Annotated in this window: 16 protein-coding genes; 12 read left to right on the forward strand and 4 right to left on the reverse strand. The window is 71.0% G+C overall.

Annotation, left to right across the window (positions count from 1 at the left end; all coding sequences use genetic code 11):
• Window positions 1-57 precede the first annotated feature (57 nt).
• The 4 genes from P1P75_RS07750 to P1P75_RS07765 form a co-directional block, all read right to left on the reverse strand.
• A complete protein-coding gene (locus P1P75_RS07750) occupies window positions 58-750 on the reverse strand; it encodes a hypothetical protein (RefSeq protein ID WP_319252848.1) in 693 nt (230 codons plus the stop codon).
• Window positions 751-766: 16 nt separating this feature from the next.
• Window positions 767-1249 carry a hypothetical protein gene (locus P1P75_RS07755; protein WP_319252850.1) on the reverse strand — a complete coding sequence of 161 codons (483 nt, stop codon included), beginning with the start codon at window positions 1247-1249 and terminating at the stop codon, window positions 767-769.
• A complete protein-coding gene (locus P1P75_RS07760) occupies window positions 1246-1794 on the reverse strand; it encodes a DUF4913 domain-containing protein (protein WP_319252890.1) in 549 nt (182 codons plus the stop codon). Before P1P75_RS07760 ends, P1P75_RS07755 begins: the two co-directional genes overlap by 4 nt.
• A gap of 205 nt (window positions 1795-1999) precedes the next feature.
• A complete protein-coding gene (locus P1P75_RS07765; RefSeq protein WP_319252851.1) occupies window positions 2000-2755 on the reverse strand; it encodes a site-specific DNA-methyltransferase in 756 nt (251 codons plus the stop codon).
• Window positions 2756-3250: 495 nt separating this feature from the next.
• Here P1P75_RS07765 and P1P75_RS07770 point away from each other — a divergent pair, with 495 nt between their 5' ends.
• The 12 genes from P1P75_RS07770 (at window position 3251) to P1P75_RS07825 (ending at window position 14598) form a co-directional block, all read left to right on the forward strand.
• Window positions 3251-4372, forward strand: a complete 1122-nt coding sequence (locus P1P75_RS07770; protein WP_319252853.1) for a C40 family peptidase — start codon at window positions 3251-3253, stop codon at window positions 4370-4372.
• An 86-nt stretch (window positions 4373-4458) separates the two neighbouring features.
• Window positions 4459-4776: a DUF6112 family protein gene (locus P1P75_RS07775; protein ID WP_319252892.1), complete on the forward strand. Its 318-nt coding sequence runs from the start codon at window positions 4459-4461 to the stop codon at window positions 4774-4776.
• A complete protein-coding gene (locus tag P1P75_RS07780) occupies window positions 4776-5444 on the forward strand; it encodes a hypothetical protein (RefSeq protein WP_319252855.1) in 669 nt (222 codons plus the stop codon). Before P1P75_RS07775 ends, P1P75_RS07780 begins: the two co-directional genes overlap by 1 nt.
• A gap of 15 nt (window positions 5445-5459) precedes the next feature.
• Window positions 5460-6857: an ATP-binding protein gene (locus P1P75_RS07785; protein ID WP_319252857.1), complete on the forward strand. Its 1398-nt coding sequence runs from the start codon at window positions 5460-5462 to the stop codon at window positions 6855-6857.
• Window positions 6858-6941: 84 nt separating this feature from the next.
• Complete coding sequence (locus P1P75_RS07790; RefSeq protein ID WP_319252859.1) at window positions 6942-8414, forward strand: SCO6880 family protein; 1473 nt, start codon at window positions 6942-6944, stop codon at window positions 8412-8414.
• Window positions 8415-8453: 39 nt separating this feature from the next.
• Window positions 8454-8909 carry a DUF6238 family protein gene (locus tag P1P75_RS07795; protein ID WP_319252861.1) on the forward strand — a complete coding sequence of 152 codons (456 nt, stop codon included), beginning with the start codon at window positions 8454-8456 and terminating at the stop codon, window positions 8907-8909.
• Window positions 8910-8937: 28 nt separating this feature from the next.
• Window positions 8938-10455, forward strand: coding sequence for an ATP-binding protein (locus P1P75_RS07800; RefSeq protein ID WP_319252863.1), 1518 nt, complete (start codon window positions 8938-8940; stop codon window positions 10453-10455).
• A gap of 784 nt (window positions 10456-11239) precedes the next feature.
• Window positions 11240-11803 carry a hypothetical protein gene (locus tag P1P75_RS07805; RefSeq protein ID WP_285511815.1) on the forward strand — a complete coding sequence of 188 codons (564 nt, stop codon included), beginning with the start codon at window positions 11240-11242 and terminating at the stop codon, window positions 11801-11803.
• Window positions 11804-11832: 29 nt separating this feature from the next.
• The gene (locus P1P75_RS07810; RefSeq protein ID WP_319252866.1) at window positions 11833-12351 is read left to right on the forward strand and encodes a hypothetical protein; all 519 of its coding nucleotides are present in this window, start codon (window positions 11833-11835) and stop codon (window positions 12349-12351) included.
• Window positions 12352-12441: 90 nt separating this feature from the next.
• The gene (locus tag P1P75_RS07815; RefSeq protein WP_319252868.1) at window positions 12442-13431 is read left to right on the forward strand and encodes a hypothetical protein; all 990 of its coding nucleotides are present in this window, start codon (window positions 12442-12444) and stop codon (window positions 13429-13431) included.
• Window positions 13432-13715: 284 nt separating this feature from the next.
• A complete protein-coding gene (locus P1P75_RS07820; protein ID WP_319252870.1) occupies window positions 13716-13979 on the forward strand; it encodes a hypothetical protein in 264 nt (87 codons plus the stop codon).
• On the forward strand, window positions 13960-14598 hold the full coding sequence (locus P1P75_RS07825; protein WP_319252872.1) for a hypothetical protein: 639 nt from the start codon (window positions 13960-13962) through the stop codon (window positions 14596-14598). The genes P1P75_RS07820 and P1P75_RS07825 overlap by 20 nt, the downstream gene beginning before the upstream one ends.
• The last annotated feature ends 7 nt before the right edge of the window (window positions 14599-14605 follow it).

Consider the following 14605-nt stretch of genomic DNA (forward strand, 5'->3'; position numbering starts at 1 on the left):
GACAGGTCCCTGTCGGCGGGTGGGGATGGTTCGTGGGCGGGCATGCGGTCTTTCACGTCAGCGTCGCGGTGCCGGAGCGGACGGCCACGCTCCCGGTCGCGCCGTCGGCAACGACGCCTGCGTCGTACGGCGGTTGGCGGTCAGCGCGGCACGGCCGGCGTCGGTCAGACTGACCAGCTGGCCGGCATGGACGGGATGGCTGGTATTGAGGGCGACGAGACCGGCGGACTGGAGCCGCTGAAGCTCGGCGTAGGGCACGCGGGTGCCTGAGGCGGTGGTCACCGACAGCCGGCCGGTCAGGAGATGCTCGTAGAGCTTGGCGCCGCCGGCGATGGCCAGCAGCGCCGCTTGATCAGCCGCGGTGATCTGCGCCTCGCCACTTGGTGCTGATCGCGAGGCGGCTTCGATCGGCTCCAACGCGTCGAGCACCCGCCGCATGGCGGCGTCGCGGGATGCGGCGGCCTCCTCCAACTGGTCCACGGTGCGGTCGATCCGCTCGAACAAAGCGGCATCGACGGGGAACTCCCCGGAGGACAGCCGGTGCAGGAGGGTGCGGTAGAACGTGACGCCGGTCTCGGCCTGGGCCAGTTCCCGATGCCGGTCGACCAGCTCGGTGTGCGGCTCGTCGAGGATGCCGCAGTCGCGGTGGGCCCACAGGGTGTCGACGTCGTGGCCGGTGGCTGCCTCGATGCGAGGGTCGAGCGGGGACACAGCCCGGCGGGCAGCCGTGGGCGCCGGATCAGGGGGCATAGGCAGTTCCTTGTGGTCAGCGAGTGTGAAGCGGGGAGGGGCTCTGCGCGGGGCGGGGCAGGCCCGGCATGGCGGACGGCAGCGGTGCCGACCTGGGTACGGGACCGCGGGTGGCCAGCTGCGGAGAACGGGCGCGTGCCGCGTGCGTGCGGGCGCTGAGCGGCCGACGGGTCATTCCCAGGCGGCGGCCGACCTCGTCGTAGACGTCGTTGCCCGCCCGCGGCCGTACGGCGACCACGTGGATCTCCCGCCGGTGCGCCGACGACTCGGGCGCCGGGCGGATGCCGTAGACGACCCGCCAGTCCTTGCGAGCGTCCACGAACAGCTTGCGGTAGCCCTCCAGGTCACCAGTCAGGCGGAGCCCGAAGCGCTCGGCGTTCACCACTTCCTGCAGATAGGCGAGGGTGAGATCGCGGATGTCGGATGGCGCCTGGAGCAGGTCGTTCAAGGCTCGGGGATCGAAGCTCAGGCCGAAAGCCGGCTGCTGCCCCTCGCTCATGACGTCAGCCCGTACTCACCAGTCCCGGACGCCTCCGCCTCGGCGGACTCCTTCTCCGCGCGGGCCGAGGGGGGCGGTCCGGGAAGGAGACGGTGCGCGGGACGGTCCGGGGAGGTCATGCAGGCGGACAGGGGGCCGCCAGGTGCGCGGATCGCGGCCATTGCGTGGGTGAGGAAGTCGCGGTGCCAGACAAACATGCCGGCCAGGCCCGCCTCGGGGTCCTTGTGCTGCTGGTAGGCCAGCCACAGGGCATGCAGCCAGGCGACGACGTCGCTGTGCTCCTGCCATTGCAGGCACCAGGGCGCCGCCGTGGTGACCTCCGCCCCGTAGATCGGCAGGAGGAAGTCGTCGACCCAGTCCGACAGGGCGTCGAGTTCGTCCTCGTACGCCTCGCCCTCCAGCTCCAGGATGGGCCGAGGCTCCGGCGCATCCGGTGCCGGGGATCCACCGAACCCCGGCATGCCGAACGCCGCAAACGGCGAAGCTGCGGGCGGAGCGGAGGCGAGGTGATCCAACTGCCGAGCCTGCTCTGCGGTTTGTTCCATCAGCCGACGAACACTGGCTTCGATCCCCTCCAGCTGCGTGTCCGGGATGCGCACCGGCTCCAATTCTCCGTCAGCCGGGGGGTCGATGGATTCGGACATGAGAGAAGCAACCTCCTGAGTGCCGCGGAAATGGGGACAGAATCAATCCGGCAGTGCACCGACCGAATACGGCGGTCGATGATTCGCATGTGGCGGGGCGGTGGAGTCAGGCGGTGAGGACCACGTCGTCCTGGCCGAGGGACTGACGGATCGTTTCCGTCAGCCGGTCGGCGGCGATGGACGCGTAGTGTTCGGTCTTCTCCACGCCGATGAAGTCCCGGCCTTCGAGCAGGGCGGCCACGCCGGTGGATCCGGAGCCGGCGCAGAAATCGAGGACTGTGCCGCCGGGCGCACAGATCTTGACCAGCTCGCGCATGACCTCGACGGGCTTTTGCGTGATGTGCTGCCGCTGGGAGCCTGACGGCTGTGAAGCGGAGTACATGCCCGGCAGGTACACAGGGTTGCGGGAGCCGTCGATGGCGCCCTTCGACGCCCACACGATGAACTCGCAGTTCTGGGTGAAGCGCCCCTTCTGGGGCCTGACCTGGGGTTTGTGCCAGGCCAGGACGCCGCGCCACAGCCAGCCGGCCGCCTGGATCGCGTCCGTCGTGATGGGCAGCTGGCGCCAGTCGGTGAACAGCAGCGCCGCACCGCCGGCCTTGGTGAGGCGGTGTGCCTCCGTCATGATCTGCGTCAGCCAGAACCCGTAAGAGCGCTGGTCCATGTTCTCGCCGGTGAAGTCGGCCAGGCTGTGCTTGGCGTCGGCGGATGTGTACTTCTGCTTGGCGGAGCGGCTGGTGCGCTCCTTCGCCGTGCGCCCACCGGAGTTGTACGGCGGGTCAGTGATGACGGCGTCGACGCAGTCGTCCGGGAGCTTGGACAGGACGCTCAGCGCGTCGCCCTGATGCAGGGAAAAAGGCAAAGAGGAACCCCGATTCGGGTGGGAGTGCGTGCGTGGAATGCCCGTCGCGTCGGCAAGCCCCATTGGCCGGAAAACGGGCATGAGCAGGCCCATGACCATGGTCTGGGGAGGGCGAGGGGGAGTTCAAAAACTGTAGACGTGATTCGGCCGATGACCAAGAAGTGCGCTGCTGAGGGGCCGGATTCCGGCACCTCACGCCGACTTTTTGGTCAACGGCCGATCTGGGCCTACTGTTTTTGGACCGCCCGGCGCACACCGCCGCTGGCCCACTCCCCCTTTGGCTCGTGGAGGTTCACGCTGCCCCCGCACACCTAGCTCATCTGTCGGCCACGCTCGGCGAGCGGCTACTCGCCTGTGGCCGGCCACTCCTGATTCCGCTTTCCGCGTTCTCTGCGCTCGCGCGGCGTGCCGGACACCGCACCGGAAGGACCCCTGCATGACGTCTCGTTATCCGCCCCTGCCCGAAACCGGTGATGTGCGCGTGGGCACCACAGGTTGAAGGGGCTCGCCGCCGGCATCGGCGTCGTCTTCCTCTCCCCTCTCCTTCTCGGCGGCGGCGCCGTGATGATGGCCACCTCCAGCGAAGCCGCCCAGAGCACCACCTCATCGCTCGACTGCCTCTCCGACGTGGACACCAGCAAGATCGCTGATCAGGTCACCAAGATCCTCGACGGTGCGGATCCGTCCAAGGTGCACATCAAGGACCTGGACCTGCCCGGCGAACAGATCCCGAACGCGCAGACCATCGTCGCCACCGGCATCAGCCTCGGCCTTCCCGAGCGCGGTCAGATCGTGGCGCTGGCCACCGCGATGCAGGAGAGCCGGCTGCGCAATCTCGGCGGCGGCGACCGTGACTCTCTCGGCCTGTTCCAGCAGCGGCCCAGCCAGGGTTGGGGCACCGCCGCGCAGATCCACGATCCCGTCTACGCGTCCGAGCAGTTCTACAAGGCGTTGCTGAAGGTCCACGGCTGGCAGCAGATGACCGTCACCCAGGCCGCCCAAGCAGTGCAGCGCTCCGGTTATCCGGACGCTTACGCACAGTGGGAACCGCTGGCGACCACGCTGCAGAAGGCGATTGCCGCCACCTTCCCCGACTCCGGGGAGAAGGACGTCGGCAAGACCGACGACAAGCCCGCCCCCGCGACCGGCTGCGACACCGCCGACGGCACGTCCTACGGGCTGCCCATCCCCGAGGGCGCCGTCCCGAAGGGCTACAAGATCCCCAAAGGCACCGACCCGCGAGCCCGCAAGGCGATCGTCTGGGCGATGCAGCAGCTCGGCACGATGTACCAGTGGGGCGGATCCTGCACCAACCCCCACGGCCCCGATGCCATGGCCCGCTGCGACTGCAGCTCCCTGATGCAGCAGGCGTACGCCCACGCCGGCATCACCCTCACCCGCACCACCTACACCCAGGTCGGCGAGGGCAAGGCCGTCTCACCGAAGGCCCTCAAGCCCGGTGACCTGCTCTTCAGCCGTGGCACCGCGGCCCGGCCCGAGCATGTCGGCATGTACATCGGCGAGGGCTTGGTCATCGAAGCCCCCCGGACCGGCAAGCCCGTACGGATCACGCCGCTCAAGGACTGGGCCGTCCTCGCCGCCCGCCGCGTCATCTGACGCCGGCCTCTCTCCCGCCGCTCGGCACCCCCCTCTTTCTGAACTCCCGCCAGGGCCTTCGGCCCTGCGCACGCAAGGAGCCCTCCATACCCGTGTCACCCCTCGCTGCCCGTGCCGTCCAGCTCGCCTACGATCCCGGCATCTCCCCCAAAGGCGGCGGCCTTCCGGGCCTGACTGTCCTGAAGAACGTCGTCAACAGCATCAACATGTTCGCCATCATCGCGGTCGTCGGCGCCCTTGCCATCAGCCTCGCCGTCTGGGCGTGGGGCCACCACACCGGTGGCCACCAGGCCGAGGCCAACGGCAAGAAGGGCGCCACCGTCGCCGCCGGCGCTGCCCTCGGGCTCGGCGCCGCCAACGGCATCGTGGCCTTCTTCTCCGGTCTGGGGTCGCAGGTCCACTGATGCTCAAACGCCTCCCCGGATACGGCCTCGGCTGGGCCCCGAATCGCCGCATCAGCGCCATTGCGGTCGGCCTGGCCTGCCTGCTCGCCCTGGCTGCCGCAGCGGCCATCTTCACCGGCCGCGGCAACCGCCCCCACGCTGCCCCGCCCGTCCCACCGCCCGAGCACGGCTCCGCCTCCCCGACGGCCCAGCCCTCCTCCGCCAGTGGCCCGGTGGCCGGGCCGCCGAGGATCTCCGATCCGGTGGAGTTCGCCAAGGCTGCCGCGAAGATGCTCTGGTCCTACGACACCCGCACCACCAGCCAGGCCCAGCAGCTGGCCGGCATGGAGGCGTGGATGACGAAGGAGAGCGAGTACGGCGACTGGGCGTCGGTCTCGGCGCAGATACCGGACCCGGTGCTGTGGTCGCGGATGGCGGACCAGAAGCAGCACGCCACCGCGACCATCAGCGAAGGCCACTACCCGGCCGCCTTCAAACAGGCCCTGTCCGAGGACCCGGCCGCGATCACCAAGGCGTACATCTACGCGGTCACCGTCACCGGCAAGCAGACGATCACCTGGACCAAGGGCGGCGGGGGTGCGGAGGACCGCTCGACCACCCTCGCTGTGCAGTGCCGCCCCTCCGCCGACTGCTCGCTCGTCGCCATCGCCCCGCGCGTCGCGCCCTGACCGAAAGGAGTCCTCATGGGGTTTTGTGATCTCCCCGTCGCGGACAAGGTCTGCGCGGTCGGCGAGGCCATCGACTTCGCCTCTGACCCGGGCAAGTACATCGGCGACTGGATGGCGAAAAGCGCCGGCGAACTCGCCGCGTCCGCAGCCGACCTGGCGTCCAAGGCCGTCGACGCCACCACCCGCGTCGACCTGAACGCCGGATGGTTCCGCGACAACTACGAGATGATCCTGCCCATCGGCCTGGTCATGCTCGTGGCCACCTTCTGCGCGCAGCTGGTTCGTGCCGCGATCCGCCGCGACGGCCAGGCCCTGACCCAGGCGTTCACCGGCACAGCCTCCGGCGTGATCTTCGCGTTCGCCGCGATCGCCCTGACCACCGTCGCGATCGAAGTCACCGACGCCCTCTCCGCCGGCCTCTTCCAGGCCGCGCACACGGACATAGCCTCTGCGGTCCGCCGCATGGTCAAGGTGGCATCACTGCCAGGACTTGCCGGGCTCGGCTGGCTCGTCGCCGTCTTCGCCGGCATCGGAGCCGCCATCGGCGCCTTCCTGTACTGGTGCGTGATGATGGTCCGCAAGGTCGGCATCCTGGTCATGGTCACCCTCGCCGTGTTCGCCGGATCCGGCGGCGGCTGGGAAGTTGCCCGCCGCTGGCGCAAGGGCTGGATCGAGGCGACCGCGACCCTCGTCGTCTCCAAGCTGCTGATGACGATCGTTTTCGTCATCGGCATCGCCGCCATGGGCAAGACCGACGCCAAGGATGGCCTTGCCGCCCTGGCCGATGTTCTCGCCGGCATCGTCGTCATGATCCTCGTGCTGCTGTGCCCCTACGCGACGTTCAAGTTCGTGCACTGGGCGGCCGAGGGATCCGACGGAGAAACGTTGCACCGTGCCGGCGGAGCGGGCGCTCAGCTGGCCAGGCAGCACGCCGAGCGCGCGGGCCGGAAGGCCGCGGCAATGGCGGCCACCTCTGGAACCGGCGGTGCCGCGGCCGGAGCCGCAGCAGCTCCGCAGGGCCCGGACACCGTGCCGGGCCAGGACGGCTTCCCCGGCGACATCGCCTCCCACTCGTCCGGCACGGGACAGGAATCTGCCCAAGGCGGCGCCTCCGACGGCCCGTCGGGCGGCAGTTCCGCCAAGTCCGGTCTGGAGCAGACCGTCCAGCCACCGCCCACCCACGTCACCAGAGGCCAGATGGGCGGCAGCCCCACCAGCACAGGCTCCCCCAGTGCGAGCGGATTCGGCCAAGGTGCCGCAGCCGCCAGCCAGAGCGGCGGGTGGCAGTCCGCGCCGTCGGCCACGACCCCGCCGCCACAGGGCGCCCCGCCCGCCGCGGGCACCCAGACCGCCGACACGACCTCCGCGGCGAACGGTCCGGCCTCACCGCCGCCGCCCGCGACCGGTCTCTGATCTCCTGCCCGATGCCCGATCCCTGGGGGCGGGAGGGCTCACGGCCCTTCCCGCCCCCGGGCCCTCGCTCCAGGAGCATCCTCCTTGTCCGACCTCGCCGTATCCCCGGCCACCGTCAAGTTCCCGCACCGCAGCCGCCGAGGCATCCTGCTCGGCCTCACCCTCCACCAGCTCGTCCTCGTCTCTGCCGCGCTGGCTCTGCTCCTGGTCACGGTCCTGACCACCGGGCTGCTGGGCGCCATCACCCTGACTCCGCTGTGGGCGGCGGTGGCCGTTGTGGTCACCGTTCGCCGGCAGGGACGCTCGCTGATCGACTGGGCGCCGATCGTCGCGCGCTTCGCCTGGCGCCGCCACAGCGGACAGACCCTGTGGCTGGCCCGGCCCGTCACCCGGCCCCGCCAGGACGGCATCCTTCATCTGCCCGGCACGGCGGCCTCTCTCAAGGTCGTCACCCCCGGCGACTCCGCCAATGGGGCCGCCGCCGTCCACGACCCGCACCAGCAGACCCTCACCGCTGTCGCCCGCGTCAGCAGCCGTGCCTTCGCCCTGCTCGACCCGGCCACGCAGAACCACAACGTCAACGGCTGGGGGCGCGCGCTGGCGGGCACCGCCCGCACCGGGCACGTCGCCACAGTGCAGGTCCTGGAACGCACGGTCCCCGACTCCGGTGACACCCTGGCCCGGCACTGGGCCCAGCACGGCAGGGCCGAAGCACCGGTCGCCGGACAGGTGTACGCAGACCTGGTCGCCTCCGCCGGACCGGCCGCCGCCCCGCACGAGACCTACTTGGCGATCTCCCTCGACCTCAAGGCCGCCAAGCGCCTCATCTCCCAGGCCGGCGGCGGACTGCCCGGTGCATTCACCGTCATGGAACAGACCACCGCCTCCATCGCCCAGGCGGCCCGGAACGCCGGGCTGATGATCACTGGGTGGCTGTCCGCGCGGGAGATCGCCGCCGTCGTGCGCACCGCCTACGACCCCAAGGCACTCGCCGCGCTCCAGCAGTGGTCACCGACCGGCCGCGCGGAAGCCGACCCTGCCGCCGCCGGCCCTGTCGTCCAGGTCGAGGAGTACGACCGCATCGCCACCGACTCCGCCCGCCACGCCACCTACTGGGTGGAGAACTGGCCGCGCACCGAGATGGGCGCAGGCTTCCTGCACGGCCTGATGTTCACCGCCGGCGTGCGCCGCACCCTCTCCCTCACCTACGTCCCACAGCGGCTCGAGTCCGCGCTGCGCGACGTCCAGCGCAAGAAGGCCGCGATCATCGCTGACGCCTCCGAACGCGCCCGTCGCGGGCAGGTCGACAGCGAGGAGGACTCCATCGAGTACGCCGACGTCAAAAACCGCGAGCGCCAGCTGATCGCCGGGCACGCCGACGTCGCCCTGACCGGCCTGATCACCGTCACCGCCGACACCGACGCCGCCCTCGACGCCGCCTGCGCACAGATCGAGACCGCCGCCGTCACCGCCGGCGTCGACCTGCGCAGGCTCTGGTACCAGCAGCCCGACGCCTTCGCCGTCGCGGCACTCCCCCTTGCCCGCACCACCCTCTAAGCGCCACCGCTCCCGCCTCCACGGCGGCAAGGACCCCCATTGCCCAAGCCCCGCACCAGCGAGACCGACTCCCACCCCTACCTGCGGGCCGCCACCGCAGGCATCCGCCATCACAGGCGTGTCGTCAGCGGCTCCTTGCCCGCGAGCCTGCCGGACCGGGGGCACCTCGACACCCTCCACGCCCACCTCACAGAACTGCACCGGCTCCTCGACCAGCTGGCCGAGGCGGCACGGCCCCCGCATCCCGCAGCTGGCCGACACCTTGCTGCTGCGCGCACCCGGCTGTGGCAGGCCACCACCGACATCCACGCGGCCTTCCACCTTCTGCCGGCCACGTCCGCGGACTCCACCGAGTGCCAGTCCGGGCAGCTTCCCGAAGGGCCTCCCTTCCTGACCATCTGTCAGCGCCATCTCGCCGCCGGGCACGTCGTCCGCCGCAAGACCACCCCCACCGACCTGCATCGCGCACCGCACACCACCTCGTGCGTGCGCTGAGCACCATCCGCCGAATCGAGGGCCCCCGATGAACCACCGGCCCGCCCGCCGCGCCCGCCGTGCCTCCGCCAGCCCGCTGTTCACCCCGCACGGCACCGACCGCGCCGCCCGACGCGCCGCCCGCAGGCAGCTCGCCGAAGCCGCCGCGAAGGCACGCGCCGAGACAGCCACCGATCCGGCCACCGGCCCGGCACCGGACGAGCACGCCGCGCCTGCGCCGGTCTATCCGCCCGGCGGGCGCCCCGGACGGGCGTCCGCCCGAGGAAACCGGCTGAAGCTGCCTGCCCACCGCATGACCACCGCCATCGCGGCGGGCGCCTATCCCTTCCTCGCCGAAGGGGGGCTCGGCGCCGAGGGCATCTACATCGGACGCGACGTCCACGCCGAAGCATCCTTCGTGTTCGACCCGTTCGCGCTGTACGGCAAGGTAGAGGGCTTCACCAACCCGAACGTGCTGCTGGCCGGCGTGATCGGCCAGGGTAAGAGCGCGCTCGCGAAGTCGTTCGCTCTGCGTTCCATCGCCTTCGGCTACCGCGTGTACGTCCCCTGCGATCCGAAGGGCGAGTGGACGCCGGTCGCCCAGGCTTTGGGCGGCACCTCCGTCGCCCTCGGCCCCGGGCTGCCCGGACGCCTCAATCCCCTGGACGCGGCGCCGCGCCCGGAGAGCATCACCGAGGCCGACTGGGAGGGCGAGATCCGCAAAAGGCGCCTGCTCCTGCTCGGTTCCTTGGCCCGGACCGTCCTGGGCCGGGACCTGCTGCCCATGGAGCACACCGCGCTCGACGTTGCCCTCGACGCCGCAGTCAACCGTGCGGCCGGCACGGGCCGCACGCCGCTGCTCGGCGACGTCGCCTCCGCCCTCAACAACCCGGCCCAGCTCGACGAGGCCGCCGGGACGATGTCCGGCCACCTCGGCGAGGCCGCCCGCGACCTCGCCCACGCCATGCGCCGCCTCGTCCACGGCGATCTCGCCGGCATGTTCGACGCGCCCTCCACCGTCCGCTTCGATCCGCGTGCGCCGATGCTGACCATCGACCTGTCCCGGCTCGGCGGATCCGGCGACGACACCGCCCTCGTCCTCGCCATGACCTGCGCCTCCGCCTGGATGGAGTCCGCCCTGACCGACCCGCACGGTGGCCGGCGCTGGATCGTCTACGACGAGGCATGGCGCCTGATGCGCCACGTCGGCCTGCTGCAGCGCATGCAGGCCCAGTGGAAGCTCTCCCGCGGACTCGGCATCGCCAACCTCATGGTCATCCACAGGCTCAGTGACTTGCTCACCGCCGGCGACGCCGGATCACAGGGCCGGGCTCTCGCCGAGGGCCTCCTCGCCGACTGCTCCACACGCATCATCTACCGGCAGGAAACCGACCAGCTCCACGCCGCCGCCTCCCTGCTCGGTCTGACCTCCGTCGAAGTCGACGCCATCGCCCACCTCAACCGCGGCCGGGGCCTGTGGAAGATCGCCGGCAGATCTTTCATCGTCCAACACCTGCTCCACGGCGACGAATTGGCGTTGTTCGACACCGACGCCCGCATGCACTAACCCTGGCCGGCCTCCCCCACCGCACCGGAGACTCCTTGTCGCCACGCCCCTCCACACAGTCCGACGGCCCCGCTCCACCCGGCGATCTCTATCGCATGGCCCGCCGCGACGCCGAGACCTATCCTGGCCAACCACCCGCTACCGGACCAGCCCGGCCCCCTGCCGGACCTGTCGCCGTACCTCCAGGCACTACCCGCGGCCAAGACACCTGCCGAGGTCAGTGCCGTCACCCACCAGCTGGTCGCCGCCACCGCACCCGTCCTCGACCACATCGCCGGCCACTTCATCGCCGTAGCCCTCTGGGCCGGCACCGAACACCGGCACACGCCCCAGTCGGTGCGCCTGCTGCGCGAAGCGGCCCTGAGCATCCGAACCGCCCTGGCCAAGGTGGCCCAAGCCGACCTGGAGAACCTGCGCGCCCACTACGCGCCACCGACAGCAAGCGCAGAACCGATACGCGCAACCGCACCCACCGCCACCACCTCACCTGTCCCCACCACCCCACGGCACACGCCCGGGTCCCGCCGCTGACGTTGCCGCCTGGCCGCCCCCTTCCGCCCCCAGGAGTAGCCACCTGTCCTCACAAACTCCCAGCACTTTCGCCACCGCACTCGCAACGCACCTCCCTGGGCAGTGGCATCGTCGGTACACCGGATTCCCGAGGCCCCAGGACCAGCCGCATGTCGCAGACCAGGTCTGGGACTGCGGGCCGACCCACTCAGCCCTGCTCGACTGGGACCCGCCGACCGCCTTCCTCAACGGGCCAGCCGGCGAACAGCTCTGCGTGATACCACGCCCCCACTACCCCCGCCAGTACCTGGTAGCGCCGCTACGGCCCGACGGGTTCAGGCCGCACCACTTCCACGGGGTGGACGAGCCGAACGGCATCGCCGTCCCCGACCATCCGGTCCGTGCCGCCGCCCAGGTCACCCGCCGTGTCCTGCCCCGCTACGCCGAAGCTCTGAACGCAGTCCGACGCAACGCCCTCCACCAGCCGGAGCCACCGCACCGGCCCGCCGCGCCTGAAGTCACCGAGTCGCTCACGCTGATCTGGTACCCCGACGGCGTAGTGGGCGCCCCGTCCGCCAGCGTGCCAGCCCTGGCCCGCACCGTGCTGTACGGCTGCTACTTCCAGTACAGCCCGCACGAGGCGGCGTTCGTCCTGCCCGCCTCCTACAGCACCGAAGCACGCGCCCTGCTGCTTCAGAGCGCGGTCCGGCAGCTCACCGCCCAAGGCATCGGCGTCAACTTCCGGCACGCCGCCCCCATCCCCGCCGTTCCGCCCCGCACGGCAGCGCCGGCCCTGGGCGCACCGCCCGGCGCGAGGCAGCCGGCCGCCCGGCGGTAGAACCGGACCTCCTTGTGCGTACACCGTCGTTGTCCGATCCCGACCAGCGGATGCTGCTGCACGACGTGGCCGACCGGATCAACACCGTCGCCGACCAGCTCCCGCTTCCCGACCAGGTCCAACCGGGCCCCGGACTCAGCGAGATCCTGGACGATGAAATACGGCACCTGGCCCGGCTGCTGGGCTACCTGGCCGGCGAGAGTGCCTTCCGCCACCGGGCCGCTGCTCGTTATCCGCACCAGGTCACGCCGTCCCAACGCCGCACCACCCTCGCCCTCGCACGTGCTGCTGAACCCGCCGGAGCCGCACTCGCCGCTCTGGGCGGCGCCGTCCACTGCCTCGGCGTTCTCGCCGATCTCAGCCATCGAAGTTCCGGCCGCGCCGGCAACCGGACCGTGGCCACCGCGCACCAGCAACTCGTGGCACATCTCGCCGAAAGCCGCGCGCATCTCGCCCGTGCCGCCAAGTCGCTGCGCACTGCCGCGGACGCCCGATCGATACGGCCAGCCCCGTCACCGCCGACGGCCGCCCCAGCCCGCACCCGCTGAATCACGATCCCCCGGAGTTTCCTCATTCCCCTGCACACTTCTGTCCGCCGCACCACACTCCTGCTCACCGCCGCGGCCGTCGCGCTGACCGTGTCCGCCTGCTCCACCTCCAGCGGCGCCCACGACGCCACTGCGGCCACCCCGCACCACACCACGCAGCCCACACCGGCCGCCGAGCCGGCGCTCGCGAAGCAGGAGGCTCTGGCCCAGATCGCCCACTACTCAAAGATCAACAACACGGCCAACGCCACCGGCGACACCAAGCTCCTCGACACCGTCGAGGACGGACCGCTGTACGCGATGTCGTCCGCCGACCTCAAGGAGGAGGAGGCCCTGCCGAAGTCGGACCGCGAGCCATACCGGCCGTGGTCGTACGACCTCGACGGAACGGATGTCTACATCCCGCGCATCACGCCAGGGCAACAGCGGTGGTTCGCCGCCGTGACCCGCTCCGGCAGCAAGAAGCAGTACGCCCGCGTGCTGGTCCTGGCCGAGAACACGAAGGCCAAGAGCTGGGAGATGGTCGCGGCCGTCGACCTCGACGACCCCGAGCAGCTGCCGGACATCATCCTCGACAAGGACGGCTACGCCACCGCGGTGGAAGCCAACTCCGCCTCGCTCGCCGCGCCGGTCGGCGTGCTGCGGACGGCCATCGCGGACAACTTCGCCACCGGAGGCGAGAAGACGGGGAAGAAGGTCTTCACCCCGACCGAGGCATCCCGGCGGCAGACCAAGGTCCACGACCAGACGACCCGCAAGTTCGGCACACGCGGCACCACCCGCTTCTCCTCTGCCGATACGGAGTTCCCTGATGCGTACGCGCTGAAGACGACTACCGGTGCACTCGTGATCTTCTCCCACACGCACACCCAGCACGACGCCGTGGCCGCCCCGGGGCTTCAGATCGTGCCGGACAAGCTCGACCGCGCCTGGCTCAACGCACCGGCCCCTGCCTTCACCTACACCTTCACCTGCTCCGACGTCGCCGCCGTCCCGGCCACGCCGAAGCCCTCCAGCCTGCTGGGCTACGGCTGCCGCCGCACTGACGCCAAGCCCACCGTCCCCGACTTCTCCGTCTAGGAGCCGGCCCTGCGAGATCCCGACTCGAGCTGTACGACAACGTCGGCCGAGACGGCGACCAGATCGCCGCCGCCCGCTACGGCATCGCCACGGACAACGACCCGCTGCGGTGGGCCCGGCGGGACGCCGAGCCGTTCCTGGCCCAGCACCCGCTGCCCGAGCACCCGCTGCCGGCGCCCGACCTCGCCCCCTATCTCCATGCACTTGCCGCCGCCGAGACTCCCGCGAAGGCTAGTGCGATCACCCAGCGCCTGCTGGATGCCGCCGCACCCGTGCTCGAAGCGGTGAGTGAGTACCTTGTGGCTGCCGCCCGGTGGCGGGGACAGAACCGCGGAGCGGAGCTGGGCTCACCACCCAAGATGCTGATGAGGGCGGCCAGCGACAGCCTGTCGGCACTGGCCCTCGGCCATCAAGCGGACCTGGCGATCCTGCGCGCCGAGTACGACCCGACACCGCCCCCGCCCAGCCCGTCCCCGGGCCGCACTGGGCCTGGCCTCCCGCCCGCGCCGCCCGGCGTACCGCCCACCGGTGCGGCCCGGGGCCGCTGATCGCAACCCCCGGAGGCTCCTTCTGTCGACCCGCTCCTTCATCGTCCGCCCCACCACCGGTGGCTATGACGGCATTTACGTCCAGCTCGACGGCCAGCCGAGCGCGAAGCTGCCCCTGCTCCTCGCCGCCTTCCAATACCGCTTCGCAGGCGACGTCGAAGCCATGGCCCAGCACCTCGTCGACGGCGTGGACGTCGGCTGGGACGAACTGGGCACCGACCTCCTCGCCGACGCGCCACCACAGGTAGTCACGGCGCTGACCGGCGGCGAGCAGTGGCCCAGCCGCACCCTCGACCACCTCATCACCCCGGACGGCTCCCCGCCGGTCCGTGAGGCGGTCACGGAACGGACCGCCGCCGACCAGGACGTGCAGTGGGGCTATGTCCTGCGCTCCGAGGGCATCGAAGTGATCAGCGTGCCCCACGCCGACGCCGGTCCCGTCATCGGCTGGGACACCGACCCCTGCACCCTCTTCAGCGACCATCCGGCTCACTGGCCCGCGCCCACGCTGCTCGCCACCTCCACGCGCATGGCCCCGCGGACCGCTCGGGCCGCGGGGCCATGCGCGTGGAGGTGGCGAGCAGCGTGGGCGCGGGCCAGTGAGCCGGATGGTCGCTGAAGAGGGT

The organism is Streptomyces sp. ID05-39B (assembly GCF_033794725.1).
In the GTDB taxonomy this organism is placed as follows: Bacteria; Actinomycetota; Actinomycetes; order Streptomycetales; family Streptomycetaceae; genus Streptomyces; species Streptomyces bobili.

Excerpts from the sequence above, each read along its gene's own strand:
- P1P75_RS07750 (WP_319252848.1), bottom strand. The coding sequence starts at position 750 with ATGCCCCCTGATCCGGCGCCCACGGCTGCCCGCCGGGCTGTGTCCCCG.
- P1P75_RS07755 (WP_319252850.1), bottom strand. The coding sequence starts at position 1,249 with ATGAGCGAGGGGCAGCAGCCGGCTTTCGGCCTGAGCTTCGATCCCCGA.
- P1P75_RS07760 (WP_319252890.1), bottom strand. The coding sequence starts at position 1,794 with ATGGAACAAACCGCAGAGCAGGCTCGGCAGTTGGATCACCTCGCCTCC.
- P1P75_RS07780 (WP_319252855.1), top strand. The coding sequence starts at position 4,776 with ATGCTCAAACGCCTCCCCGGATACGGCCTCGGCTGGGCCCCGAATCGC.
- P1P75_RS07785 (WP_319252857.1), top strand. The coding sequence starts at position 5,460 with ATGGGGTTTTGTGATCTCCCCGTCGCGGACAAGGTCTGCGCGGTCGGC.
- P1P75_RS07800 (WP_319252863.1), top strand. The coding sequence starts at position 8,938 with ATGAACCACCGGCCCGCCCGCCGCGCCCGCCGTGCCTCCGCCAGCCCG.